Origin of the sequence: Shouchella clausii (assembly GCF_002250115.1) — a bacterium.
Lineage (GTDB): Bacteria > Bacillota > Bacilli > Bacillales > Bacillaceae_D > Shouchella > Shouchella clausii.
Genome location: NZ_CP019985.1, coordinates 2441824 through 2468377, shown reverse-complemented (window position 1 = coordinate 2468377; position 26554 = coordinate 2441824). Strand labels below are relative to the sequence as shown.

23 protein-coding genes are annotated in these 26554 nt (G+C 45.8%); 7 read left to right on the top strand and 16 right to left on the bottom strand.

What is annotated here, in order from left to right; genetic code table 11:
• Positions 1–91: 91 nt before the first annotated feature.
• Together BC8716_RS11730 and galT are read left to right on the top strand one after the other, a co-directional pair.
• Positions 92–1270 (top strand): galactokinase, encoded by a 1179-nt coding sequence (locus BC8716_RS11730; RefSeq protein ID WP_094425888.1) that lies wholly within the window; start codon positions 92–94, stop codon positions 1268–1270.
• Between the two features lie 10 nt (positions 1271–1280).
• Positions 1281–2807 carry a UDP-glucose--hexose-1-phosphate uridylyltransferase gene (gene galT, locus BC8716_RS11725; RefSeq protein ID WP_094425886.1) on the top strand — a complete coding sequence of 509 codons (1527 nt, stop codon included), beginning with the start codon at positions 1281–1283 and terminating at the stop codon, positions 2805–2807.
• On the opposite strand, the gene BC8716_RS11720 is transcribed toward galT, so the two are convergent.
• The 7 genes from BC8716_RS11720 to BC8716_RS11690 form a co-directional block, all read right to left on the bottom strand.
• The gene (locus BC8716_RS11720; RefSeq protein ID WP_094425884.1) at positions 2793–4280 is read right to left on the bottom strand and encodes an IS1182 family transposase; all 1488 of its coding nucleotides are present in this window, start codon (positions 4278–4280) and stop codon (positions 2793–2795) included. The two genes, galT and BC8716_RS11720, sit on opposite strands and share 15 nt — an antisense overlap.
• Before the next feature lie 156 nt (positions 4281–4436).
• Positions 4437–5351 carry a class I SAM-dependent methyltransferase gene (locus BC8716_RS11715; RefSeq protein WP_094425882.1) on the bottom strand — a complete coding sequence of 305 codons (915 nt, stop codon included), beginning with the start codon at positions 5349–5351 and terminating at the stop codon, positions 4437–4439.
• Between the two features lie 227 nt (positions 5352–5578).
• On the bottom strand, positions 5579–7096 hold the full coding sequence (locus BC8716_RS11710) for an MDR family MFS transporter (protein WP_094425881.1): 1518 nt from the start codon (positions 7094–7096) through the stop codon (positions 5579–5581).
• Positions 7097–7261: 165 nt separating this feature from the next.
• Positions 7262–9061 (bottom strand): M20/M25/M40 family metallo-hydrolase, encoded by a 1800-nt coding sequence (locus tag BC8716_RS11705; protein ID WP_157730430.1) that lies wholly within the window; start codon positions 9059–9061, stop codon positions 7262–7264.
• Entirely contained in the window at positions 9012–9860 is an 849-nt protein-coding gene (locus tag BC8716_RS11700) for an ROK family protein (protein ID WP_257252111.1), read from the bottom strand. The genes BC8716_RS11705 and BC8716_RS11700 overlap by 50 nt, the downstream gene beginning before the upstream one ends.
• 218 nt (positions 9861–10078) lie before the next feature.
• Positions 10079–10381 carry a hypothetical protein gene (locus tag BC8716_RS11695; protein WP_094425875.1) on the bottom strand — a complete coding sequence of 101 codons (303 nt, stop codon included), beginning with the start codon at positions 10379–10381 and terminating at the stop codon, positions 10079–10081.
• Positions 10382–10418: 37 nt separating this feature from the next.
• Positions 10419–11165 carry a CpsB/CapC family capsule biosynthesis tyrosine phosphatase gene (locus BC8716_RS11690; RefSeq protein WP_094425873.1) on the bottom strand — a complete coding sequence of 249 codons (747 nt, stop codon included), beginning with the start codon at positions 11163–11165 and terminating at the stop codon, positions 10419–10421.
• Positions 11166–11539: 374 nt separating this feature from the next.
• Here BC8716_RS11690 and BC8716_RS11685 point away from each other — a divergent pair, with 374 nt between their 5' ends.
• The 4 genes from BC8716_RS11685 to BC8716_RS11670 all read left to right on the top strand — a co-directional run bounded on the left by BC8716_RS11685 (position 11540) and on the right by BC8716_RS11670 (position 16060).
• Entirely contained in the window at positions 11540–12250 is a 711-nt protein-coding gene (locus tag BC8716_RS11685) for a response regulator transcription factor (protein WP_094425871.1), read from the top strand.
• Positions 12247–13299 carry a sensor histidine kinase gene (locus BC8716_RS11680; RefSeq protein ID WP_094425869.1) on the top strand — a complete coding sequence of 351 codons (1053 nt, stop codon included), beginning with the start codon at positions 12247–12249 and terminating at the stop codon, positions 13297–13299. The genes BC8716_RS11685 and BC8716_RS11680 overlap by 4 nt, the downstream gene beginning before the upstream one ends.
• A 105-nt stretch (positions 13300–13404) precedes the next feature.
• On the top strand, positions 13405–14184 hold the full coding sequence (locus BC8716_RS11675) for an ABC transporter ATP-binding protein (protein WP_094425867.1): 780 nt from the start codon (positions 13405–13407) through the stop codon (positions 14182–14184).
• Positions 14159–16060 carry an FtsX-like permease family protein gene (locus tag BC8716_RS11670; RefSeq protein ID WP_094425865.1) on the top strand — a complete coding sequence of 634 codons (1902 nt, stop codon included), beginning with the start codon at positions 14159–14161 and terminating at the stop codon, positions 16058–16060. The genes BC8716_RS11675 and BC8716_RS11670 overlap by 26 nt, the downstream gene beginning before the upstream one ends.
• Positions 16061–16121: 61 nt before the next feature.
• On the opposite strand, the gene BC8716_RS22810 is transcribed toward BC8716_RS11670, so the two are convergent.
• Together BC8716_RS22810 and BC8716_RS11665 are read right to left on the bottom strand one after the other, a co-directional pair.
• A complete protein-coding gene (locus tag BC8716_RS22810) occupies positions 16122–16250 on the bottom strand; it encodes a hypothetical protein (RefSeq protein WP_257007951.1) in 129 nt (42 codons plus the stop codon).
• Positions 16247–18676 (bottom strand): heavy metal translocating P-type ATPase, encoded by a 2430-nt coding sequence (locus BC8716_RS11665; RefSeq protein WP_094425862.1) that lies wholly within the window; start codon positions 18674–18676, stop codon positions 16247–16249. The genes BC8716_RS22810 and BC8716_RS11665 overlap by 4 nt, the downstream gene beginning before the upstream one ends.
• A 131-nt stretch (positions 18677–18807) precedes the next feature.
• Between BC8716_RS11665 and BC8716_RS11660 the strand changes: the two genes are divergently transcribed.
• Positions 18808–19698, top strand: coding sequence for a CPBP family glutamic-type intramembrane protease (locus BC8716_RS11660; protein WP_094425860.1), 891 nt, complete (start codon positions 18808–18810; stop codon positions 19696–19698).
• 141 nt (positions 19699–19839) lie between these two features.
• Here BC8716_RS11660 and ltrA read toward each other — a convergent pair whose 3' ends face one another.
• From ltrA to BC8716_RS11625, 7 genes are all read right to left on the bottom strand, one after another.
• A complete protein-coding gene (gene ltrA, locus BC8716_RS11655) occupies positions 19840–21099 on the bottom strand; it encodes a group II intron reverse transcriptase/maturase (RefSeq protein WP_094425858.1) in 1260 nt (419 codons plus the stop codon).
• A 595-nt stretch (positions 21100–21694) separates the two neighbouring features.
• A complete protein-coding gene (locus BC8716_RS11650) occupies positions 21695–22633 on the bottom strand; it encodes a sugar-binding transcriptional regulator (RefSeq protein WP_094425856.1) in 939 nt (312 codons plus the stop codon).
• Positions 22634–22686: 53 nt separating this feature from the next.
• Positions 22687–23043, bottom strand: coding sequence for a PTS glucitol/sorbitol transporter subunit IIA (locus BC8716_RS11645; RefSeq protein WP_094425854.1), 357 nt, complete (start codon positions 23041–23043; stop codon positions 22687–22689).
• Between the two features lie 12 nt (positions 23044–23055).
• Complete coding sequence (gene srlE, locus BC8716_RS11640; protein ID WP_094425852.1) at positions 23056–24069, bottom strand: PTS glucitol/sorbitol transporter subunit IIB; 1014 nt, start codon at positions 24067–24069, stop codon at positions 23056–23058.
• Between the two features lie 16 nt (positions 24070–24085).
• Positions 24086–24601 carry a PTS glucitol/sorbitol transporter subunit IIC gene (gene srlA, locus BC8716_RS11635; protein ID WP_062746084.1) on the bottom strand — a complete coding sequence of 172 codons (516 nt, stop codon included), beginning with the start codon at positions 24599–24601 and terminating at the stop codon, positions 24086–24088.
• 15 nt (positions 24602–24616) lie between these two features.
• The gene (locus BC8716_RS11630) at positions 24617–25036 is read right to left on the bottom strand and encodes a transcriptional regulator GutM (protein WP_094425850.1); all 420 of its coding nucleotides are present in this window, start codon (positions 25034–25036) and stop codon (positions 24617–24619) included.
• A 16-nt stretch (positions 25037–25052) separates the two neighbouring features.
• The gene (locus BC8716_RS11625; RefSeq protein WP_094425848.1) at positions 25053–26309 is read right to left on the bottom strand and encodes an NAD(P)H-dependent oxidoreductase; all 1257 of its coding nucleotides are present in this window, start codon (positions 26307–26309) and stop codon (positions 25053–25055) included.
• Positions 26310–26554: the final 245 nt, after the last annotated feature.

Below are 26554 nucleotides of genomic sequence, written 5' to 3'. Positions count from 1 at the left end.
TCGTTTTTGTTGATATAATCATAGAAAGTTTTGCAACCGCTGTCAAATAGCACTTGCTTATCTGTCTTTTTACGCTAAAAGGAGTGACTCTATGAACACGAATGAGATTGCTGCTGAATTTGAAACGCTTTTTGGCTCCTTGCCAGACCAGCTTTTTTTCGCGCCAGGCCGTGTGAACTTAATTGGGGAACATACCGATTATAATGGTGGTTTTGTCTTTCCCGCCGCTTTAACAATGGGAACTTACTTAGCAGTCCGCCGCACAAACACGAATGAATTTCGTTTAGCGAGCAAAAATTTTAGCCAACGGGTTGCTTTCCCAAACAAAGAACTTTCGTACAATAAAGAAGATGATTGGGGCAATTATCCTAAAGGCGTCATCGCTTATTTTCAACATCATGGTTTTGACTTAGGCGGGGCCGACCTTTATTTTTTTGGAAACATTCCTAATGGGGCAGGATTGTCTTCTTCAGCCTCGATTGAGATGGTGACAGCCTATATGATCTCTTCCCTTACAGGCGCCAATTGGGATCGCCTCGACCTTGTAAAAGCATGCCAGCATGTTGAAAACAACTTTATCGGCGTGAACAGCGGCATTATGGACCAATTTGCTGTTGGCATGGGCAAAGCGGACCATGCGCTATTTTTGCAAACGGACTCGTTGCAGTACGAACTTGTGCCATTAACATTGGGCAATCACGATATCGTGATTACCAATTCAAATAAACGCAGAGGGCTAGCTGATTCTAAATACAATGAACGACGGGCCGAGTGTGAACAAGCGCTCGCTGACCTTCAAGCAACTGGTCTTGGCATTCGTACATTAAGTGATGTCACACCGGCGTTGCTCGCAAAACACCGCCACGCTTTTTCAACGGCGACAGTTGCCAAACGAGCTAGCCATGTTGTCAGCGAAAACCAACGTGTGCTCGAAGCCGTAACGGCGCTAAAAGCAGGAAACCTTCATGACTTCGGGCAACTAATGAATGAGTCCCATCAATCGCTGGCAAACGATTACGAAGTAACGGGCTTAGAGCTTGATGCTTTATATCAGTTGCAACACCGAGCCCCTGGCTGCATCGGCACACGTATGACTGGAGCAGGATTTGGCGGCTGTACTGTCAGCCTTGTACAAACAGACAAAATTGAAGCGTTTCAAGCACACGTTAAAAAAGGCTACGAAAGCGAATTTGGCTTTCAACCAAGCTTCTATATTAGCCGCGCCGGTGATGGCGTAACCGAACTGCCTTTGGCCGCTGCGGCAGATTGAGGGCAACCAGATGGAAAAACAGATTTACACACAAATTGAAAAATTGCTTGCTTACGGCGTTCAAAAAAAGCTGCTCCCTCTTGCTGACGTCGACTATAGCCGAAACCAGCTACTGGACCGTCTTGGCCTCGATGCGCCGATGATCGGGGAAACGCTCCCTGAGACCAATGAGCCCATTCACGACATCCTTGCCCCGATTCTTGATTGGGCTGCAGACAATGGTCTCCTTGAAGCAAATACGGTCACATACCGGGACTTATTTGACACAAAATTGATCGATGCGATTTTGCCGCGTCCAAGTACGGTCATTGATCATTTTTTTCGTATTTGCGAACAACAAGGCCCACAAGCGGCTACTGCTGCGTTTTATCAGTTTTGCAAAGATGCCCATTACATTCGCACAGACAGGATCGCCTTAAATGAAAGTTGGCTTGCCCCTACCCCTTATGGCGAGCTCGAAATCACGATCAATCTATCCAAGCCGGAAAAAGACCCTGTTGCCATTGCTGCTGCCAAAAAGGTAGCCCCGTCCCACTATCCTAAAGGGCTTCTTGCCAAAGAAAATGTTGGCTTTGCCGGTCGAGCTACCCATCCGGCCCGGCAAAACTTGCGCTTAATCCCAGTAACACTTGGCAACGAACAGTGGTATATGCAGTTTTCTCCTTACGTCTATTATGAAGAACACGCCATTGTGCTTTTCGAAAAACAGCGGCCTATGCAGATTACCGCCGACACGTTTACAAGGTTGCTCGAATTTGTCCAACAATACACGCATTATTTTATTGGCTCCAATGCCGATTTGCCAATAGTCGGCGGTTCGATTTTAAGCCACGACCATTACCAAGCTGGAGCGCATACATTTCCAATGGCGAAAGCGCCGTTGAAAAAGGCTTTTACTCTAAAAGGAGATCCAACCATAAAAGCTGGCATTGTCAAGTGGCCTATGTCTGTCATTCGTCTCGCTAGCGCAGACCCAGCATCATTGCAAGCAGCGGCTACTGCTATCCTTTCGGCTTGGAAAACGTACAGCGACCCATCGCTCGACATTTATGCAAATAGTGACGGAACTCCTCATAATACGATTACACCGATTGCCCGCAACAAGGGCGGCATGTTTGAACTCGACCTCGTCCTTCGCAATAACCGGACGACAAAAACCCATCCGCTTGGGTTATTTCATCCACATGCGGACGTGCACGCTATCAAAAAAGAGAACATTGGCTTGATTGAAGTAATGGGCTTAGCCGTATTGCCTGGGCGCTTAAAACAAGAACTAGCTGAGCTAGCGACTGTCCTACCGAGCGCTAACGCAGCAGAACAAATTGAGCAAAATGAAACAATTGCAAAACACAAAGAGTGGGCGCTTTCGCTAAAAGAGCAAAAGCCGAACCTTATAACAGCGAATGTGGAAGCGCTCCTTAAGCAAGAAGTTGGTCGGTTGTTTGCGACTGTCCTCTCCCATGCTGGCGTCTTTAAAGATACCGACTCAGGAGAGGCTGGTTTCATCCGTTTTCTCAAAAAATCAGATTTGATATAAAAAACACATGGCGATTGCCGCCATGTGTTCAGAGCGTAGACAAAACGCCTTTGAGAAAATGATTCTCAAAGGCGTTTTGTTGATGATAAAAAGGTGGGTGGACTTTGGAGACTTTGAAGTTGGAGGGGTGTTCCTCCTCCAACTCCAGGTGGCTAATTTTTTCAAGTTCATCGCAGCAAAAACAAGCATCGCCTGCATTGCATTTTTTTCCAACCCTTTCAGGTTGGTCCAACGCAGACCATGCTTCTGTTTCAGATCGGCAAAGACACGCTCAATCGTTTCTTTGCGCTTGGCGTAGATGTCTCGGTTCTTTGCCGTATGCCTCAGATGTTCTGCCTCATCCAGGGCATCTTGCCAAATATGGCGAAGAACGAGCTTTTGGTGGTTTTGGCTCTTTGTACATTGAGCGAGCAGCGGGCACGTCTCACAAATCCGAGGGTCGGAGACATATTCCCGGTACCCCTCTCGATTCGTCGTTCGGTAAGAAAGCACCTGGTTTTGTGGGCAAAGAAAACAATCGTAGTATTCATCATAGACAAACTCGTTTTTTCGGATATAGCCTTTAGGGGTCATCGGGCGTTTATAAGGCATAACAGGATGAACGCCTTCTTCTTGAAGTTTTTTGGCAATGGCAGGCGTTTTATAGCCCGCATCCACAGCGACAACCTTTGGTCGGCACACCTTGTCTTTCAATTGGTCAAACAGTTCGTAGAATACTTGGCTGTCGTGGACATTCGCCGGTTTCACCATGGTTCCCAGAACAAATCCATTGGCATCACAAGCGGTATGGAAACTGTAGGCAAACATCTTTTCCCGCTCGCTTTTGGCATAGTAGCCGCTCTCAGGATCCGTGGTACTCTCCTTGACCTCCCTCGCAGGATCTTTTTTCGAGGGAGGTAAGGGCTTTTTTCCATTTTTCACCCGTTCCCCATTGATTTCCTCCTCCAACTGGGCTTGATAGGCCCGCGTCTCAGCACGGACGACCTTTTTCCGATGCTTTCGTTTATTGGCGTTCGCTTTAATCGGGGTCGAGTCGATAAAAGCTACGTCTGGATTCACAAACCCTTTATCCATTGCTTGTTTCAGAATGCGATAAAAAATTTGTTCAAACACGTCACTGTCCCGGAAACGACGAACGTAGTTCTTCCCAAACGTAGAAAAGTGGGGGATCTTGTCCTCAAAGCCAAATCCTAAAAACCAACGGTAGGCCACGTTGGTTTCGATTTCTTTGATCGTTTGACGCATCGAACGAATGCCAAAGATGTATTGAATGAACACCATTTTGACCAACACCACGGGATCCACACTCGGACGACCCTTGTCTTTTGAGTAAAGATCTTCGACAAGGTCATAAATGAAATCAAAATTAATCACTGCATCGAGCTTCCGAACGAGATGATCCTCTGGCACCAGCTTTTCAATCCAGACCATCTCCATCTGCATCCGCTTATCTTCCAATTGTTTGGACAACATTTTTCCTCACCCTGTACCCTTTTTTCTTTCTTTTATTGTACAAAAAAGCCTGTCGACTGTCTCGGTAAAACCGAGACTTTGTCGACAGGCTGAAACACATGGCGATTGCCGCCATGTGTTTTCCTCTCATTCTCTACTTTCATGAACCAGCCACTTTTATTTTTTGACTGCATGAACATAATGAATGGTTTCAAATGCTGACAAATGATCTTGCCTGTTAGAAAAGTACCGTTCATTGATTTTCTCAGGCGTAAGCGTCTCATAGATAAGCAAACCGCATTGTTCCAATAGCCATTCCATTTCACTATAAGAATAACAGGACTTCATCGGCTCTCCACTTGCGGCTGCCATTTTCACCATGTTTTCGACTCGATTTGAAACCCCTTTTTCTTCAAAAAGCGTCTCATCTGCATAATCAAACACAATCGAACTTCCCGTTGGCACAAGGGCAAACAAATGGGCAATTAAGCTTGAAAGCTCTTCCTTCGTCAAATAGTAGGAAACACCTAAAAGGCTAAAGAACGTCTTCTTGCCAGCAAACCCTGCCTCGATTAATGGTTGCCCAGAAAACGTCTTGCTGAAGTCCATAGGAACGAAATGAAGGTGGCTTGGAATCTCAAAACCAGCCTGCTCTAACTTTTTCTTCTTAAATTCCTGCGTCATCGGAGAATCAACCTCAAAAATGTCTAATGTATCCTGCAGCTCTGGATGCCTAAAACAAAATGTGTCCAAACCTGCACCAAGGATGACGTACTGTTTGGCCCCTAGCCGCACTTCATTCAGAAGCACGCCTTCACAATAGGAGGCACGCGCTAAAGGCGTTGGAGAAAGTTGTACTTGGGTAATCCACTTTAATATCTGTTCCGAATGGCCTTTCCATTTTTGGGCAATTTCTTCGTTAAAAAAACCAATCCCCTGAATCATGTTGGCCTTGATCTCCTCATATTCGTCTTCGGAGAGCAAACGGTCCGCTAAATAATCATCAAAAATCTTCGGTTGATCAAACTGACTATGGTATGCTCTTCCAAATGCAGAAATAATAGAAGTTAAACTAGGACTCCCCTTTTGCAAGCCATACACGCTCCTTCATCTTCAAAAAAATAGGATTCCCCTGGCCAGGAGAATCCTATTATACAATAAAAACAATAATATTCAATTATAGCATAAATAAATTTTTTTGTCAAGTTATAACTTCTGGATTTGCCAAGGTGCTTACAGCTAGTAATGACTTCCCTAATAAACAAACAAGGAGACAACACCATACATTCGTGCAGTCTCCTTGCTTCATTCTCCCTATGCTATACTTCCGACGACGGGTTCCGTTTCATGCTTTTGCTTGTCTCAACCTTGTCATTGCCCATAAAAAACGCCGCTACTAGTGCAACCGCAATCGGAATGAGCGCAAGGGAGAAGATAAATGTAATTGAATCGGACATCGCTTCCGTAATTGTGCTAAGCACATCAGGCGGTATTTGCGCTCTGCCTTCTGGCGTAAACAATTCTTGTAAGTTTTGGCTTTCCACTTGAATTGGTGCTTCCTTGAATGCTCCGTTTAATCGGTTGGAAAAGGAAAGCGTTTGGACAGTACCGAAAACAGCGAGACCGACCGTCATGCCAAATGAGCGCAAAAACGAGTTGGTTGAGTTGGCTGAACCACGGAATCGCGGCGATAATTGATTAATGGAAGCAGCAGGCAAAAGCGAAAACGAAAAGCCTACGCCTAGCCCAGCTAAAGCGATATAAAGCGCCAATGCTATTCTTGTGACATCTGTACCCATTGTTGCTAGCAGTGCCATGCCTGTAAAAAAGCAGACGCCTGAAAATACCATCATTGCCCGAAACGAGATTTTCGTCTGCAGCGCTCCGCCAATCATGCTTCCAACTACCGAGCCAAGCATCATTGGCATTAACGTTGTCCCAGCGTCAGATGCCGTACCGCCGAATACGGCCTGGACAAAGATTGGAATAAACACAGCCAAAAGCACAAATGTGCCGCCGTAAGCAAAGGCAATTAGCTGCGACGTGGCAAATAGACGTTTTTTAAACATCCAAAACGAAATGATCGGCTCCTCTGCTTTCCGTTCGGCGAACGCAAACACGGTAAACAGAACCGCCGCAGCGGCAAACAGCAAAAGGATCGTTGGAGAACCCCAACTGTACGTACCGCCCCCAAGTTCAAGGGCAAACATTAAGCAACTAACTGCAAGAACAAGGGATCCAGCGCCAAGCCAGTCTATTTTTTGTTTCGATGCCTCCATCGTTTCTTTGTAATAACGGACAATTAAAAACAGCGCCACCGCACCGATTGGCACATTGATATAAAAAATCCAATGCCAGCTTAGCGCTTCCGTTATAAATGCACCTAATAGAGGTCCAAGGACACTGGAAAGGCCAAACACAGCGCCAATAAGCCCAGTCATCTTTCCTCGTTTCTCTGGCGGGAAGAGGTCGAAAATAATCGTAAAGGCTATAGGCATCAGGGCTCCGCCGCCGATCCCTTGAATGATGCGAAACGCTATTAATTGATTCATCGTTTGCGACAGGCCACATAAGACAGAGCCAAGCAAAAACATGAGCAAGCCAAATACGAAAAAACGTTTCCGGCCATACATGTCAGATAATTTCCCGTATATAGGCATACCGGCCATCATCGCGACCATATATCCAGCCGTTACCCATACAAATTGCTCATAATGACCGAGGTCGCCAACAATGGTGCCCATTGCTGTCGCTACAATCGTATTGTCGATGGCGGCCATAAAAATGCCTAGCAGCAAACCCGCTGTTACGAAGGAAGTGGAATTTGTTTTCTTCATATGTATAATCTCCTCAATAAAACCAGTACGCCACACATAGCTTATTACAGTTTACGACAAATAGCCAAGTTCTTCTACTGCGCCTCGCAACAGCCTGTAAAAAGGCGCCTGAATAAGTGGCGCCCTCTCGTGTCCCTCTTTAACAGAAGACATCGCTCTTTTTTGCTAATCTGTTTGCTCCGCTAGCCGCTTCACAGCATGAAGTAGTAACGCTGGGGCCACTTCCGTGGAGTATGTCAATTCTAAACGTTCAGTCCGCTTATGGGCGTCTTTGCCAAAAGGCCCTAAGTTTATTGTCGGAATGTTAAGCGCAGCGATTTCCCTTAAGGGAATGTGATAACTTCGTTCGTATAATGGCATATGCTCTTTCAATGCCACATCTGGAGCAGCAGCCTCTCTCGTTACCCGGCAATAACTCACATCCGAGAGACCTGGAAAAAAGGTTTTTTGCACAAGTCGTTCGCCAAATTGATCGGCACAAACTTGCTTGAGCTCCTCTACAAGCGCCAACAAACTTTGATCTTGTTTCTGGTCAAGACGCACATGTGGATAATAGGGCGGAGCAAGCAACAGCAAATAAAAAGGTGCCCTGTCTAAAAAATGGGCTGACACTCGCCGTGCAAATGCAAGTGTTTGCGTCGTGTAATCAGCCGTTTCCGCTACACTTTCGGATAATGCTTCTTCGTAAACGTCCTTAAATGCATGCTTTCCATACTTGTGAACTCCGAGCTTGTAAAGATCAGTTAACGTATAGACTTTTGGCTGTTTCACTAGTGCTGTCAGTGATTCATTGCCAAATGCTTGGCGATGGCGGAGAAGGCGCTCATAAATGAGCGTGCTTGCCTGGTTGCAAGCCTCTTTTACACGCTCCATAACTTCCTGGGGTCCTGAGTCTAGCGTTAACACATTATAAAATAAATAAGATTCATTTGGCGTTTGCACATCGTACGTTTCCTTTAAGTCTCGAATGCGCAAACATGTTGGCGACGGAGAAACTTCACCATCGACTTTATTCGAAAACCGCTCTGACCATTCCATTTCCACGGCGAGTTGGGCAGCCATAACAGCAGCATTAATGCCTTCCAACGGTTGGCCAACATGCGTTTCCTTGCCGATACAGTAAATGAACGGGAGCAGCTTCCCTGTTGAGCCCGTATAAATGTATTTGTTCCAATCATTCGGATAAGCAGAAAAATTCGGCTCCGAACAAATGCATGCTTGGAAGTTCCAGCCATCTTCCTGCATCGCTTTCAATTCATGGATAGCGGCAAACATTCCCATTGACAGCTTTTCTTCGTCGGGCACGGCGACCAGACATACATTGGCTTTAGCGTCTTTATCATCAGCGATGTCTTGCAAAACAGACAACTGCATCGCAAGTCCGGCCTTCATGTCCATACTGCCACGTCCAAACAAATAATGGTTAGATTCCAACTCATGACGTGCGTCCTTGTCAAGATAGCCCTCTTGCTCGGCCAAAAGCTTTTCTTTTAACAAATCAGGAGTAAACGCATCCTCTTTATACATTCCAAAATCATCGACGCCAACAACATCAAAATGGCTTAACAACATCGTCGCTTTTTTTGTCGTAGGCGCTTTCGCCAAAAGCGCGACAACCGCTTCCCGTCCGAGAGAGTCGCCTTTTAAAGGGACGCGTTTGATGTGCTGCGGATAGGCTTGGTAATAAGGAATCCGCTCTAGCACCGCAACAATGCGGTCAGCCATTTCCCGTTCTTGTGTCGTTCCAGAAATGCTTGGCTGCTTCATTAGCTCCAGCGTCAATTGATAGACACGCTTTGCATGTGGGTACCGTTCTGACATCGCCATCCCCGCTTCCTCTATTTTGGTTTGTAGAAAAAACGCAAAGCGGCTTTCCGCTAAGCGTTTTTCTCTGTTACTTTGCCTTTTTATTTGGCTATAGGTTTGCCGACTTAAGCCCCTTTTGGGCAAATGCTTGCTTAGCAAGTAAAACGGCTCCTGTAAGACCCGCGTCATCGCCGAGTCCTGGAGGCACAACATATTCCTCAAGATCGCCCATCTCCACATAGCCATTGATTTGCGTAGCCAACGCTTTGCGAATAAGCGGATACAAGTGGCGTTGTTTCATGACACCGCCTCCTAAAATAACTCGCTTTGGCGACAGCACGTATGTGTAAGTAGCGATTGCTTGGGCTAGATAGTATGCTTCCATTTCCCATACTTCGCTAACTTCGGCAAGCTCTACACCTGCTTTGCCCCATCGCCCTTGAATAGCGGGACCAGCAGCAAGCCCCTCAAGACAATCACCATGGTATGGGCAATTGCCCTCATAGCGGTCATTTTTATGGCGTACAACAGGGATATGCCCCATTTCTGGATGGCTAAGCCCTTCCAAAATCGTCCCGTTTACGACTGCGCCAGCGCCAATGCCAGTACCGACTGTAATATAAACGCAACTGTCAAGCCCCTTGGCAGCACCAACAGCAGCTTCAGCAAGCGCAGCTCCATTCACATCTGTTGTAATCGAGATAGGAATGTTTAAATGGGCAAAGGCGCCAAGGAGCGAATAGCCTTGCCATCCTTTTTTAGGCGTACTTGCCAGTGAGCCGTATGTAGAAGATCCTTTTACAAGATCAAGTGGCCCAAAACTGCCAATCCCCAAACTATCAATTTGTTGTTCTTCAAAAAACGCGATAATCTCTGGCATTGTTTCTTGTGGATGTTTGGTAGGAATCGTCAGCTTCGCCAACCACTCGCCTTTTTCGTTGGCGACGCCACAAACCATTTTTGTTCCCCCTGCTTCTAAACCACCATATCGTACTTGTTCCACTTTCGTTCCCCCTGCACTAGAGCTTTTTCTGTTAGTATACCATTCCCTTGCCAGACTCGCAGTGAAAAGATTGCATCCCAGAAAAACAAACAGTGCTTTCCCCAACGAAAGATACATGTGAAACGAACTGATGCTAACCAATCGATACGAGAGAAGCAAAAAAGGCGCTGCTCTTAATGTTTCGCAGCGCCAAGCAACATATCAATGCGCATAGCCAACTCAGATTCCGGAACGTCGTAGTCGCCACCAAGAACGATGCGGTCAAACTTATCATTATTTCGCACCATTTCCACATGATAGCGGTCTTCACTCTCTTGTTTAAGGCTAATGACAACCGGCTGGCCTTGACGGGTTTTTACATACAAAAGCACACCCTCATCCATCGGAATGTAGCCTTCAAACTGCCACTCGCTAATAAATTCCTTCCCCTGTGCTTGGATCTGGCTAATGAGTGTTTCTGCAACTGAGTTTATCATTTATCCTACCTCCAATTACCAGTGTACCAGCCACACGTCAATTCAAAAAGGAGGACAAACGACTTCTTTCCACACGGATGGGTTCATCCATGGCTATTTGCTCACCGTTAAGAATCCTCATCACGTTTTTCGCGACTTCACCACCATATGGATGTTCAATTCGTTCTACAAGGGGGACCGCTTTCAAAAGCGGGCAATCACTGCCATCTTTTGGCCATTCAAAACTAGCAATCGCATGGGCTAGCTTATGCTTAACGAACTGTTGAGCAAGCTTTTTCGCTTTTTTTCCATTCTCCCCAAGCAGGCTTGCAGCTTGAATTTGCGCAAGGGCGCCGTTTTTTATAAGGCGGTACAGTTTGTCTGTGTCATTTTGAAAGCAAGTTTGTTTTTCTGGATGAAGGATAACCGGTATATATCCGGCAAGCTCTAACTCATATAATTGTAAGTCGATTTCAGTAATTGGCTTATTCTCTATGTCGATAAGTACGTACATCGTATCATTTAGGGAAAGCGCACGGCCAGAGCGTAATGCTTCTGGAAGATCATAGGAAAGGCGCAATGTATGGCCTGGCAAAAGTGGCAATATACCTTGATCTTGATGCGCCTTTATAGCAGCGCGAATCGCTTTTCCATAGGTATCAGGCTCCATCGCGTCAAAATACGGAGCATAGCATAGCGATTGAATGCCTGATTCGTGTAGTCTTTTCATTTGTTCCAGCATGCGAGAATTGGTACGTGAAATTCTTTCAGAGGCTGGAAGTAATTCATTAATTATGTCATACATATCTAAGGCCTCCTCTGTTATGCTATATAAAATTCGCGGCCCGAAAGAAAATCCCTCCCTATATACCAAACATTTCTAAAATTGACTCTTATAACCTATAAAAATATCGCCAAAACTAGATAAATAGACTTAATACGATGAAAAAATAACCTGTTTCACCCAATCGATGCGTAGCACTTTTGAGCCTTATTACCTGTTCCATTTATACTACTAACAGGCAAATAGATATAAACGAAAGGAAATATTACCCTAATTCGTTCCACTATATGATTCTCGTTTGCTTAGATATTAAACACATAGCGATGATTGTCCCCTTTTGCAGATGGACATGCTATGCTAGAGAGTGAAAAGTGTAAAAAAAGGATGGTTTATATATGTACCATATTTATATAGTGGAAGATGACCAGCAAATTCGCCGGATTATGGCTGACCATTTAGAACGGTACGGCTATCGAGTTACATTGGCGGAGAATTTCGAAACGATCAAACAGGAATTTGTTGCGATTCAGCCTGATCTTGTCTTACTCGATATAAATTTGCCTCTTTATGATGGCTTTTATTGGTGTAGGCAAATCCGTACTGTTTCCAATGCGCCGGTGTTGTTTATCTCTGCCCGGACAGACGACATGAACCAAGTGATGGCGATTGAGAATGGCGGCGATGATTACATTACGAAACCATTTCATTTAGAAGTGCTACTGGCTAAAGTAAAAAGCGCCTTACGCCGATCCTACGGCGAGTACGCCCATGCCCGTGACATCCAGCAAACGGTAAGGGAACTGGACAACCTTTATTTTTACCCTGACCGAAATGAACTCGTCTATAACGATGCCAAATTGGAATTAACGAAGAAAGAGTTTTTATTGTTCCAACGTTTAGCGGAATCGCCAAATACGATTGTTAGTCGGGACGAGCTTTTGGAAACGCTGTGGGATGAAGTTGATTTTGTCGATGACAATACATTATCTGTAAATGTGACACGACTGCGAAAGCGCCTGCAAGAACTGGGCATCACTGATGCGATCCAAACGATCCGCGGGCAAGGATATAGACTAGACGTCAATTGGGGTGGGCACTCATCATGATTCGTACGTTTTTAAAAGACCGTCTAGCGGTGATTTTATTTTTTTACATGAACACAGGGTTGCTCATCTTAACGGCATCGTTGTATATGCATATAAGCAATGAAAATATCAACGCCCCGATCGCCTTTTATTTGTTGCTGTTAACTAGTTTTTTCTTAATTGTATGGCTGGCGGTCGATTACCTCCACCAAAAAACGTATTTAAAGAAATTGCATCGGCTCGCTCATCAAAAAACGGTCTCTCTTGACTCAAGCTATGAATTGGAGGCTGCCAATCCTCCATCTCGTGAAGCGCAAGCATGGCTTCGCCTTCATAAGCGGGCACAGGAAGACATTCAACGAGAAGTCGAGAGGCTTGAACAAGCGCAAAAGCAGCACCAAATGTTTATTAATCAGTGGGTTCACCATATGAAAACGCCTGTTTCCGTTATTTCCCTGCTCGTCCAAGAGGGAAAACAAACACTAACCGATAAAGAATGGCTTGACGACATAAGTGCCGAAAACGACCGCTTCCGCCATGGCCTTGAACTGATGCTTCACCTTGCTCGGCTTGACCACTTTTCTCTCGACTTAAAGGCGGAGCTCGTCGATCCTGCAGCAATTGCTCGGGAGCTCATTAATGAGGAAAAGCGCCAGTTCATCCGTCGGGGCATTTTTCCAGAACTTGATGCTGAGGAAGCTGAACCGGTCGCTAGCGACAGCAAGTGGCTGCGCGTCATCATCGCACAGCTTTTGCATAATGCCTTAAAATATTCGCCGCAAAAGCAACAAGCACGCATCCGTTTTTCATTTAAAAAACAGCACCATCAACTTGAATTTTCAATAGCCGATTCAGGTGTAGGCATCCCAGCAAAAGATTTGCCCCGTGTATTTGATCCGTTTTTCACTGGTGAAAATGGCAGGCGCTACCAAGAGTCTACAGGAATGGGGCTCTATTTAGCGCAAACGATCGCCCGTGAACTCGGCCACAGGCTCTACTTACATTCTGAGCCTGGCAAAGGTACGACGGCTACACTTGTTTTTTCTTCAAAGACACTTCATCAAACATGACAAAAATGTAAGCTAAACATAGAAATTTGAAAGCTGATTCAATGGGAAACGCAGGCGTTCTTTTCTATACTGATTACACAAACGTTGTTATAGGAGGAACGCACGATGTCCATTCTTCAAGTCAAAAATTTAACGAAAACCTATTATCCGAAAAAGGAAGGGCTTGCCTATAAGGCATTGCTGCCTTTCCAACTTCAAGTAGATAAAGGCGAATTTGTTGGTGTCATGGGTCCGTCTGGCAGCGGAAAAACGACTTTGCTCAATATGTTAGCAACGATTGACAAACCGACAGCAGGCGAAATCATCATTAACGGCACCAATCCGGCAACGCTGTCAAACAATAAATTAGCACTTTTTCGCCGCAAAGAACTCGGCTTTGTGTTCCAGGATTTTAACTTGCTCGACACTTTAACCGTCCGTGAAAATATTTTGCTCCCATTGGCATTGGACAAAGTGCCATACAAAGAAATGGAAAAACGCCTTGCCAATATTGCTGAATTGCTTAGCATTACTTCCATTTTGGATAAGCGTACTTCTGAAATTTCAGGAGGCCAGCAACAACGTACGGCATGCGCACGGGCCTTTATCCACCAACCAGCAATGGTGTTAGCCGACGAGCCAACAGGAAACCTCGATTCAAAAGCAGCAAGACAAGTGCTTGATACGCTTACGGCCATGAATAAAGAACGGGACGCGACCATTTTAATGGTTACACACGACCCTACCGCAGCCAGCTATTGCGACCGAATCGTTTTTATCAAAGACGGCGCCTTTTTCTCCGAGATCCGCAAAGGCGACCGCCAACAAACGTTTTACCAAAACATTTTAGACACGCTTAGCGTTTTAGGGGGCGATTTCCATGAATCTGCGCACACTCGCCCGTAGAAACATCACTGGCCACGCCCAACGCTATGCTGCTTATTTTCTAAGTTGCGTGTTCACCGTCATGATCTTTTTTATCTATGCTCAGTTTATTTTTCACCCAGATATCGCCGAGGAAAGCATACACCAGGTCGTCAAAAACGGCATGGTGGCAGCACAAGTAATCATTGTCTTATTTTCGATCTTTTTTATCGCCTATTCGAACAATGTCTTTTTGCAAGTGCGCTCACAGGAATTCGGCCTTTTAACCCTTTTTGGCATGAACAGACGCCAGTTACGCTCCCTTGTTTATTATGAGCAAACGATTATCTCGATTGTCGCTATCGTCTGCGGGCTACTGCTTGGCACGCTTTTCTCGAAATTGTTTTTGATGTTTATGACGATGTTGCTTGCTGTCGACGCGCCGATTACGTTCAAATTTGTGCCTGCTGCTTATCTTGTAACAGGCGTTGGCTTTTTCTTATTATTCCAGGTTCTCTCGCTGCTTTCATTTTGGAAACTTCGCAACCAAGAAGTGATTCAAATGCTGAAAGAAGCAAGCAAGCCAAAGATGATGCCAAAGACATCCGTTTGGCTCACCGTGCTTACGGTGGTTTGCCTTGGAGCTGGCTATGGGCTAGCTGTCACAACCAACATGATGACCGTCATGCTAACCATGTTCCCAGTATTAGGGCTTGTGGTAGTCGGCACTTATTTTCTATTTACCCAGGGCACGGTAGCGCTTTACAAGCGCCTCTACAGTAACAAACGCTCCTTATACTCAGGCACGACTTTAATTACGCGGACAAACATTTTGTTTCGCTTAAAAGATTACGCACGCATGCTGTTTTTGACATCTGTCATTAGCGCTGTCGTCCTGACAGCTTCGGGAACCGTTTATATGTTTTTTAATGCGATTCTCACTGAAGGAATGGGGAATATGCCGTACTCGATTTTCTGGACGGTTGAAGAAACGGACGATGAGGCCGATATAATTACGACCGAAAAGGTTGAATCATTGCTAGCAGAATACGACTCTGAGGTTCTGTTTAAAATTGATGAACAGATGCTTGACGTTGAGTTTTTAGGCACGCCAACCTATTTGAACGAACAGACGGTATTGTCTGGTTCAGTCATTTCGGAGAGCACGTTTAACCGGCTCAGCGAAGACATCGGTTTAGAACCTGTTTCATTAGCAGGCAATGAAATTATAGCTTTTAGTCGAGAAGATCTATTTTCCCCCGCTCAATTTGATGAACTGACGATTACGTTTGGCGAGTCCGAGCAAACCTTTACGGATCTTGAAGTACACAATGAGGTTCTGTTTAGTAGTAATAGTACCTTTATCCTTTCAGATGAAGCGTTTGCCAAAGCGGAGCAGGCCCCTGCTGTTCATACCGAACGTTTCATTGCCTATGAACTTGACGATTGGCAAAATGAGACGGAAGTATCCGAGGCGATTATGGAAGCAACAGGGGAACACGGTTATGTATTGCAAGCTAAGCCGTATCAATACCATATGTTGATGCAAATGTATTCCTTAGTACTGTTTATTGGCTTGTTTGTCAGCTTGCTATTCTTCATTGTCCAAGGAAGCATGCTCTATTTGAAATTGTTTACCGATTTGGCCGATACGAAAAAACAATTGTTTGCTTTAAGCCGGATTGGCTTAACAGACAAAGAAAAGCGCCGGATATTGGATAAACAAATGGGTTTCCTTTTCTTTGTACCTGTGCTTGTCGGCAGTGTCCATGCCAGCTTTGCCTACGTGATGCTCAGCAACATGCTCGATGTCAACCTTGTATTAAACGCGATCTTGGTCATTTCCATTTATGCTGCCTTGCAATTGATTTACTTTTTGATCACGAGACTGCTTTACTTCCGTGCCGCTCTCAACTAAAACTTGCACAACAAGCCCCTGGCCATTCGCCAGGGGCTTGAGCTTTTCTATTGAAGTTGTCTCACTCGTGAGGCTCACTTTCATGAACGTCCGTGCTTTCGAACGGATTGGTTCCAGTTAGCAAACCGTAGCCTGCAACTACAAGGATCAAGTAGCATACAGCCGCTAGTATCCAGCGTTTAATCGTCATTGACTAGCAGCTCCTCTCTGGGGCATACGGATTCGTTGTAACCGCAGGGCATTTGCGACAACGGATACAGACGAAAAGGCCATCGCTGCTCCTGCTACCCATGGGGCGAGGAGTCCAGCCGCCGCAATTGGTATTGCCGCCGAATTGTAAAAAAAGGCGAAAAACAAATTTTGTTTAATGTTGCGCATCGTTTTTTTGCTCATGAGAAACGCATCAGCGACGCTGTTTACATCGCCACGCATAAGCGTGACATCGGCTGTTTCAATCGCCACATCGGCGCCCGTTCCCATCGCCATTCCCACATCTGCTACCGCAAGAGCAGGGGCATCGTTAATGCCGTCGCCTACCATTGCTACTCGTTTGCCTTCTGCTTGAAGACGCTTCACTTCATCGCTTTTTTCCTCTGGCAACACACCCGCTATCACATGGTTGATCCCAACTTCCGCTGCAATCGCTTTTGCTGTTCGCTCATTATCGCCAGTGAGCATAATCACTTCAAGCCCAAGTTCGTGGAGGCGTTCCACCGCTTCCTTAGACGTTTCCTTCACTGTATCAGCCACAGCAACCAAACCAGCAATGTCTGTACCGCTGCTTACTAGCATCGCTGTTTTCCCTTGCTGCTCCAGTTTTTCCATCCGCTCTTCTAACACAGCGTAGTCGATTGTTGCCTGTTCCATCAGCTTTCGTGTACCAATATGAATAACAACACCGTCCACTTTAGCGCGAATGCCATAGCCCGTTAATGCTTCAAACGCCTCAGCCTTCCTTAAGGAAATGGCACGGTCAGCAGCACCTTGCACAATGGCATTCGCTAATGGATGTTCCGATTCAAATTCAGCACTTGCCACTATAGCAAGTAGCTCATTCTCGTCTATTCCTTCTGCAGGCACAATGTCCGTTAATTGCGGCGTCCCTTTCGTCACCGTGCCCGTTTTGTCGAGGACAACCGTTGTAATTGATCGTGTATTTTCCAAATGCTCGCCTCCTCTAAACAACAGCCCTAGTTCAGCCGCTCGACCGGAACCAGCCATAATTGACGTCGGTGTCGCCAAACCTAGCGCACACGGGCAGGCAATGACTAAAATCGTGATAAAAGGAACAATCGCTGCGCGAATGTTGCCTGGATCAATGAGTGTGTACCAAACCAGAAAAGTGGCTGCCGCTAGGAGAACGACAACAGGGACAAAAACGCCAGACACTCTATCAGCAATACGTTGAATATCCGCTTTCGACCCTTGCGCCTCTTCAACCACTTTGACAATTTGCGCAAGTGCTGTATCTTTGCCGACTTTTGTGGCAATCATTCGCAGCGACCCTTGCTTGTTTAGCGTTGCTCCGATCAGCAGATCGTCTGCTTCCTTGCTGACTGGGAGCGCTTCTCCTGTAATCATCGATTCATCGACGGAAGAGGCACCGCTTTTTACGTAGCCGTCGACGGGAATTTTTTCTCCCGGGCGAATGACAAGTTCATCGCCTGCCTTTACTTCTTCAATCGGCAACTCGACTTCACTGCCGTTACGGATTACTCGTGCCGTTTTCGCCTGCAATCCTAATAAAGTAGAAATCGCTTTGCTTGTTCTTCCTTTGGCTCTCGCTTCAAACCATTTGCCTAGCACAATTAACGTAAGAATGACAGCGGCCGCTTCAAAGTACAATTCAGGCATGCCCACTTGGCCATTCTGGTACCATTCCCAACCAAGAAAAATGCTGTAAACGTAGGCGACTGTCGTCCCCAGGGCAACAAGGACGTCCATATTGGCGCTTTTGTTTGCCAATGCTTTGTAGGCTCCTTTATAGAAGGGCGCGCCGACAATCAGTTGAACGGGTGTCGCCAGCGCTAACTGCACCCATGGATTCATGAACATATCAGGTACATACAAAAACGATGTAAATTCAAAATGGGTCACCATCGTCCAAAGAAGTGGCAGTGACAAGATGGCTGAAAAAAGAAACAATCCGAAACGCTTCTGGCTTTCTTCTTCTTTGGCGTTCCCGTTACTAGCCGCTTCGTGTTCAAGCTGGTAGCCAAGCTTGTCAACAACGCGAATCATTTCCTGTTCGTTTGTTTCTGCCTCATTGTAGACAACCGTTGCCCGCTCTATCGCTAAATTTACGTTTGCTTCTGTGACACCAGGCATTTTTTTGAGTCGTTTTTCGATTCTCGTTGCACAAGCAGCACAAGTCATTCCTTTTACATTAAAGATCGCTTTTTCAAGACGAACGCCATAGCCAAGCTTGTCGATTTTCTCAGCAAAAACGTTCGGCTCGGTTTTGTTGCTGTCATAGGTAATGGTTGCTTTCTCATTCGCTAAATTAACCGTCGCCTGTGAGACGCCTTCGATCTTGTTAAGCCCTTTTTCAATTCTCGTTGCACAGGCCGCACACGTCATTCCGGTAATCGAGAGCGCTGCTTTTTTCTCACTCATCTATTTCACCTTCTCGGCTAAAATGAAGTATCTGCTTAAACCATAACATACCCTATAGGGGTATATCAAGAGAAATGAATCCTTTCTATCTTCTCTACGTACATATAGAAAAAACGAGGACGTGAAAGCCCATGGATAAAAAGAAGCTCATTGTGTTTGTTTGTATTCTTTTTGGAATCAGCTTTGGCACAGGAGCGGTATTTTTGCTGAGCGGCGCCTACAAAAACCCTCTAATCTTTCAATTATTTGCGATGGTGTATATGCTCTTCCCGTTTATCAGCGCTGTGTTAACGCAAAAAGTCGTTTTCAAACAGCCGCTCGCACCTGCTTTGCTATTAAAAGGGCGCTTCTCTTTTTGGTGGGTTCTCGCCGCCTTTTTGCCATTCTTCCTCGTTTCGGCAACAGTTTTAGTCGCATTAGTTTTCCCAGGAACGAGCCTTTCCTTAACGATGGAAGCCTATTATTCCGCAATGGATGAGAACACGAGGAATGCCACGGAAGCTGCTTTTGAAGCGTTGCCTTTTCATCCACTATGGATGATGGCAATCAACGCCTTGCTTGCCGGTGTCACGCTCAATGCGGCCTTTGCTTTTGGTGAAGAAGCAGCTTGGCGCGGCTTGTTATTGACTGAATTAAAAAGCCTTGGCTTCTGGAAAGCGTCTTTTCTGATCGGCTTGCTGTGGGGACCATGGCATGCTCCACTAACGTTGGCAGGACATAATTACCCAAGTACGCCTTTATTCGGTATTTTGATGATGACGGTTTTTTGCATGCTGTTGTCGCCGCTTTTATGCTTTATAACGATAAAAGCAAAAACGATCTACCCCGCCGCTTTCTTTCATGGTGTCATGAATGCGACAGCTGGAATTGGACTCATTCTTGTCGCAGGCGGAAACCCCGAACTAATCAACGGGATTACCGGTGTTGCTGGCTTTATCGTTCTAGGGAGCATCAACCTCGTCCTTTACTTTTGTACGCGTAAAACGATTGACCAATCGTTTGCGCACGGCGTTTCTCGCTAAGTCTGGTGTACAAAGCAGACATGTTTCTGTTTCTTCTCACAGTAGCTAGCTGAACATCGACAAAAAATAGAGTAGGAGGGGGCGACTAACCCCCGACCTCTCACACCACCGCACGTACGGTTCCGTATACGGCGGTTTCAGTTAAGTTTGACGAAGTGTATCATAACGTTCCATTAAGCTCTTGAGCCCTTGACTCTTCCAATAAGCAGAGTCGAGGGTTTTGTGTAAGATCGGACTTTTCGCGATTCGCCAATAGGCTTTTCGCGTATTGGCCCATTCCCACGCTTTTCCTATCCTGGCGCCAAGTGAGACGAGCTTCCGCTGTCTCGTTTTCGGTTTCTTCCATTCTTTCCAGCGGATCATTCGGAGGCGTCTCTTCACCCATGCGTCTAATTTCTGTAGGAAAGATGGCGTTTCGACTAACTGAAAGTAGCCTATCCATCCTATAAGAAACTGATTCAGTCTGCGAATTCGTTCTTCCATCTCAATCGAGTGGCGACGTGAGGTGAGTTCGCGAATGCGATCTTTACATCGTTTAAGGCTTGCGGGTGCGATTCGTATCTTTGGGTCTTGTCGGTTGCGCGTGAAGGTGAACCCCAGGAAGCTCCGCTCCCACGGGCGCCCCCATGCGCTCTTTTCCCGATTCACTTGAAGACGGAGACGATCCTCTAGGAACGTCGTCATCTTTGTTAGCGTTTGTTTTGCCGCCCGTCGTGACTTGACGTAAATCTGGCAGTCATCCGCGTAACGAACGAATCGGTAGCCTCGTTTCTCTAGTTCCTGATCCCACTCATCTAACACAATGTTGGAAAGAAGCGGACTGAGCGGTCCGCCTTGCGGCGTTCCTTCTGTACTCGGCTGAACCAGTCCGTTTTCCATAATCCCTGCTTGAAGGTAGCGTCTAATCAGACGCAACACTTGTCGATCTTGAATGATCTGGCTCAGACGTCTCATTAAGCGGTCATGATGGACGCGATCGAAGAACTTCGAGAGGTCAATGTCCACGACCCATCCGTACCCTTCTTGGATATACGTCTTCGCCTTTTTGACCGCGTCATGTCCCCGTTTTCCTGGACGAAACCCGTAGCTATTTTCGGAAAAGCTTGGGTCCATCTTCTTTGACAACACTTGAGCGATGGCTTGTTGGATCAGACGGTCAATCACCGTTGGAATGCCTAATGCCCTTACGCCTCCAGACGGTTTCGGGATTTCGACCCGTCTTACTGGCTGAGGAGAGTAGGTTCCTTCCATGATTGCCCTTCTCAAGGAGTCCCAGTTTTCCATGAGATAAGATCGGACGGATTTTGTCGTCATCCCATCGACACCAGGACTTCCTTTATTGGACTCCACGCGCTTGAGCGCTTGGAGGAGATTGTCTCTTGATAGAATCTGATCCAACATGTATTTCTACTCCTTCGTATAAGAGGGGTCTTCTTGTGTGGCTGTACGCTCCGCCCTCTCTCCAGCCCCCTGCGGGATTCACCGCTTCTTGCGGGAGAGTAGGTTCCGTAGATGTTTCTGCTTCAACACGTACAACGTTCGCCAAGTCCTCTTATTCCTTTCCTGATTCCGTCCTTCCATGTCTGTCTAGATCAGACATGTACTATGACTTCTGCTGACTTCTAATGTCTCAGCACCTGTTCACACAAGTGGTTACGGAACGTGTTCCGCACGATCACTAGATCTCCCCGGGTAAGCGCATGTCCTTCCCCTCCATGTCTCCGCCTCATTTACGCCTATCCCCTTTGGTCACTAGGACTTCGACTTGTCGTGCAGCCTCATCCAAGAATAAGCGCCTGATGAGATTCGTGTTCCTCGGAGCGGAGGTTTGCCTCGGACTTCCTTCAGATTCTGAGTCGCCCCAGACACCCTTGTCGTCGGCTAACAGTTACAGTGACCTTCACTGTTCGGGACTTCAACCCTATAGCCCATGCGCATGCCGGGCACACACGAAAAAGGCTGTTGAGATTCGTTTTCTCAACAGCCTTCATCCGTTCTAACTATCCAATAGCATTCTCGCAGTCAGATCATCCGTTATAAGCACGTGTATCAACTTTGCAACAAGTGCTGCTTTAATCGCTTTAACCTTTTCCTTCCCACTTGCTACACCAATCACAAGAGGAATTTGTTTTACATGATCTAAATCCATCGAAATGACTCTGGCATTCCAATCATTATCAATCGTACAACCATCTTCTCCAATAAAATTGTAGCAAATGTCGCCTACGATGTTCTCATACTCGATTACGCCTTTTGTCTGCTGGAGATAAGACTTCACCATTGTCGAGTGCTCTGGTGTCCCCCCTATGCCGACCATGGCAATATCCGCTTTTGCGCCAATCTCAAAAATCTCTCTAATCGAAGACTGATTGACAATGATCTCCTTTGCTTCTTTTGAATCAACTAGTACAGGAGCATGCAACAACTTGCACTTCGCTTTAAGGACATCAGCCAGCTTGGCAACAATTTGGTTGGCATGAATGTCGACTCTTTCATGCCCCATTCCACCGACGAGAGGGATGAATTGCAAGTTTGGAAAGTGCTGGCTAGATGACAATGCCATCGCTACTTCATGCAAAGTCGTCCCAGAGCTCATGCCAATTGTCTGGCCATCGCGAATCATCCGCAACAAATAAGTGCTTGCCGCTTGTCCCATCCGCGCTTTAGAAGCATCATTTTCGTTGGATTCTACACAAACAACTTCCCGTAATCCATAGCGTTTCTCTACTTTCGATTCCAATCCGGTAAATGGATGTGTGTCGTGATCATGAATGATAATCTCTACCACACCCAACTCCCTTGCTTTCGCTAAATACTTTGAAATAAGCGGCCGACTTACACCAATGGCCTGGGCAATTTCCGATTGTGTCGCCCCTTCCTCGTAATACATTTGGGCGATTTTTACTAAAAGTCTTCGATCTCCCAAAAGTGACATTTGACCACCCTATCCTGTGGTTTTACATTACAAGATTTCCAACTATTATTGTACTACTTAAATGTGATTTTGCTACCCTTTTCTATAACAGGAAATGTATGTGGACTGGCAAACACGGCACCAGGCAAAACCTCTTCTTGCGGTTCAGTAAAGTAAATCGAGATGTGACCCAATGTCCGTAAATTTTCATTTGCAGCCGAACCGACTTTTTCGATTACAAATTCCTGTTCATCAATAACAAGTGTACCGCCTTCTTTAATGGGATTGTCTTCAAATTCCCCATCTACTTGATGGAGGAATGAAATTTCCCTAAGTTCTGCTGGCGCTTCCATCCCAAAAAGAATCACGATTTTGTCGTCTGCAAAAGATGGGGCCATCTGTCCAATTTCTTTTACAATTGTTTGATACATTCTTTTTCCTCCTTAATACATGCCAAAACTAGCCACGTAGGCAATGACAACAGCCAACACGCCTGTAATCAAGCGGCTATACAGAACGGCAGGCACGCCATACTGTACTGTTTCTGGCTTCGCTTCTCCTAATGATAACCCAACTGGTACGAAATCGGCTCCCACTTGACCGTTAATCGCAAATAATGCTGGTAACGCAAATTGCGGCGGAATATTCCCAAGCGCAATTTGGCTACCGATCAAGACACCGATTACCTGGGCAATGACCGCCCCTGGACCTAGCACTGGCGATAAAAATGGCAGTGTGCAGATCATAACAATGATGATTAAGCCCCAAATCGAGCTAGCAAGCGGTGACATCGTATTGGCAATCAAATCGCCGATTCCCGTGTAATTGATAATGCCAATCAACATGCTTACAAAAGCCATGAACGGGATGATATTTTTAATAAGCATTTCAATTGAATCACGTCCGGCCTGATAAAATACACCAGTGACTTTTCCGATTCCTTTTGAAAATCGCATGAGCCAGTTATCATTTTGGGAACGATGCTCATTTTTGACTTTTTCGTACTCTTCCTTAAATTCTTCTTTATTTGCTGGGTTGAAACGACTTTCTTCCTCTGCAGGGGCTGAATCGTGCTTCTCCTCTGTTGCTTCTGCCAAGGACACTTCTTTCGGTGTAACACCAGAGACGAAAATGTCTTCTTTGATATGTTTTGCCAATGGGCCTGATGGAGAAGAAGCGAGAATATCAACTGTAGGAATTCGTTTCATTGGGTATAGTCCAATTCTAGCCGTTCCGCCGCAGTCAATCACGACACACATCATTTCATCTTCTGGGACTGAATGTTTGAAGCCATCGACTGCTTCTGCCCCAGTCAATTCAGCAATGCGTTGGGCGACAGGGTGAATTCCCCCGCCTGTGATCGACACGACTTTCGTCTTTTTCCCTTTCGGTTCAATGCGGAGGCCAGTCCCCCACCCGCCTGAACCTTTGCTGATAAATACTGCTTTATATGCCATGCCGGTTTCCCTCCTGTCACATTCTCTTCATCAGGTATTTTGTGATTTGCTCCGTCAGTAACCCTCTGATCAGCATAACCAGAATACCGACCAGGAAAAACCGCACTGCTAACTCCGACGTCGAGTAACCTGCTTGTGTCAATCCATTTGCTATGCCGAGATAGACAAACAGCTCCCCAGCGTTTGCGTATGGAAATAAGGCTGTAACCGGATGCAAAAATGACACGAGCGAATCAAAGAAAGCAGGTTTTTGGCGCTCCTCGACAAAGCGCCCAAATGTGTAAGCCATTGGATTCGTAAGTAGTAGAATCGATAGGATTGGCATAACGGTGTAACGTAGCAGTGCATATTTTGAAGTGAAACGGATCGCTTTCGTGACCCGTTCCTCCCCGATAAATTTAATTAGTGCGTAAGTGAAGGTTAGTAAAACGACTAGCGTTGGGACAATGCCAGTAAGGAGATTCATGAATTGTTCTCCACCTGCATTAAACATGCCGATAAAATGCTCGCCGAACCATTCAATCCAGTCCATCTCTTTCACTCCTTTTTAAGAAATCGAGGTCGTTCTCCTCATCTTTGAAATCGCCGTTAGTGCTTGCTCGCCAGCAGCCTGTAAGGCCGTTTGCAATGCAGGAGACTTACGTTTTTTTTCTGAAGTGTGAAGCCTGTCCAACAGCTCGCCCAAGTGCATTCCTTCGTATTCTTCCATCTCTTTAAAAGTAGACAGAATACTTACCCCTCGCATACACTGGCACTCTTGGATGATGTAAGACTCATCTACTACTAAGAGAACGATAGAACCAGGCCCGATTCGACGGCGGGATTGTCCTGAGAAAAGGTGGTACCCCTTTTCCCCTCTATATTTTCCAACTAGTGCTTTCATCAATTTTTGGTAATAGCGAACTTGGATTGCAGTCAACGCTGATTGAATAAGCAACAGACAGCAAGCAATTAGTACAAGCTTCATATCCACCTTCTCCTTGTTATTCAGCAAATAAATGGTCTTGCAATGCACGCAGCTTCCAAACAGTAGTCATTGTGTCGAGTTCGACATCATCCATCGTTAAAAACTGTCCTTCTTCAATGGCTCGTTTGGCGACGACATTGCCACTGATCAGGCCAATCGGAATATGGCCATTCCGCTTCATATCCTGATGTGTTTCCAACATGCCTCTTACACTATAACCGCCAATTCCATCCAGTCTCTCACCTGGCTGAATCGCACGTTTGGCAACTGCTACGGTTTCAGAAACCGGTGCGCCAAGGGGATGAATCGACGTATCATGATGAAGCACTGCCTTAGCAATCGTAATTGGTGTTTCTAGGCTTGCCAGATGGTACGGACGGTATAACGTGTAATGCGGGCCATGGTTAGCGTTGACTTTTAACAAGTAGCGCAGTTCCTCATCTACAGGTTCCAATTCACTTTTGACAATGACAAACACCCCAGGTGCTAAACCGTTTACATATTCTACAACACCAAGTGAATCAAGGACGCCACCGTTTTCTTTCAAATCTAGCTTCTTAGCGACATTATCTAAGTTGGCGTCGACTCCATGCATCCCGACTTTATCTGGCACAAGCCCAATCGCATTGCTCAATAAATTCATCTCAGCCATTGTCTTCGTGCCATCCTGGAATGCTGCCAGCATATGTGCGCTCATATGTTTCTGTTTGGCTTCCTCTGCACATGTATCAGGATTGGCTGTTGGCTTAAGTGGGTTGTTTTTACCTTTTCCTGCTACGACTACTTCTAACCCCATTGTTTTCGCGAATTCATAAAGTTCTACAATCGCTGCCGGCTCGTCCCCTGCTGAACCAGAATAGACAAGGCCAGCCGCATCGAACATGCTATGCATATATGATCCGATCGTAATGTCTACTTCAACATTTAGCAGCACAAGATGCTTTCTTGAACGAAGCGCCTCCAAGGCAATATTGGCACCGACTTCTGGGACGCCCGTTGCATCGACGACCACCTCTACTGTATTTGATTGGATAACTGCCCGGTAATCAGAAGAAACAACAGTCTCCACTTTTCTATTTTCTTGAGAACGGTAAAAATCACGGGCTTTTTCTGCATTTTCAATATGGACATCGCAAATCCCACCAACGACCATTCCTGGGATCCGAGAGATTTGAGAAATTAAACCGAATCCCATTTGACCGGCACCGATTACTCCCACTTTAATTGGCTGTTGTTGTTTATCACGCTCTTGTAATTCCCGATAAATGGACATACATCTTCCTCCTCGTTTTTTGAACGAATGATCTTTTACATATGTTACACTTCATATTATTAGTTTAAATTCGGTAACATATGTTACAAGTTATATCATATGATATGAACTTATTGGTTATTGTAGTCTCTTGAGAAAGCGTTGTCAAATCTTTTTTCACAAAAAGGACAATGATGCCCTTTTCTCCAGCTATGGCAAAGTGGCTACCACAAAGTCGGTTAGACCTTTGCTTACTACAAGGATGG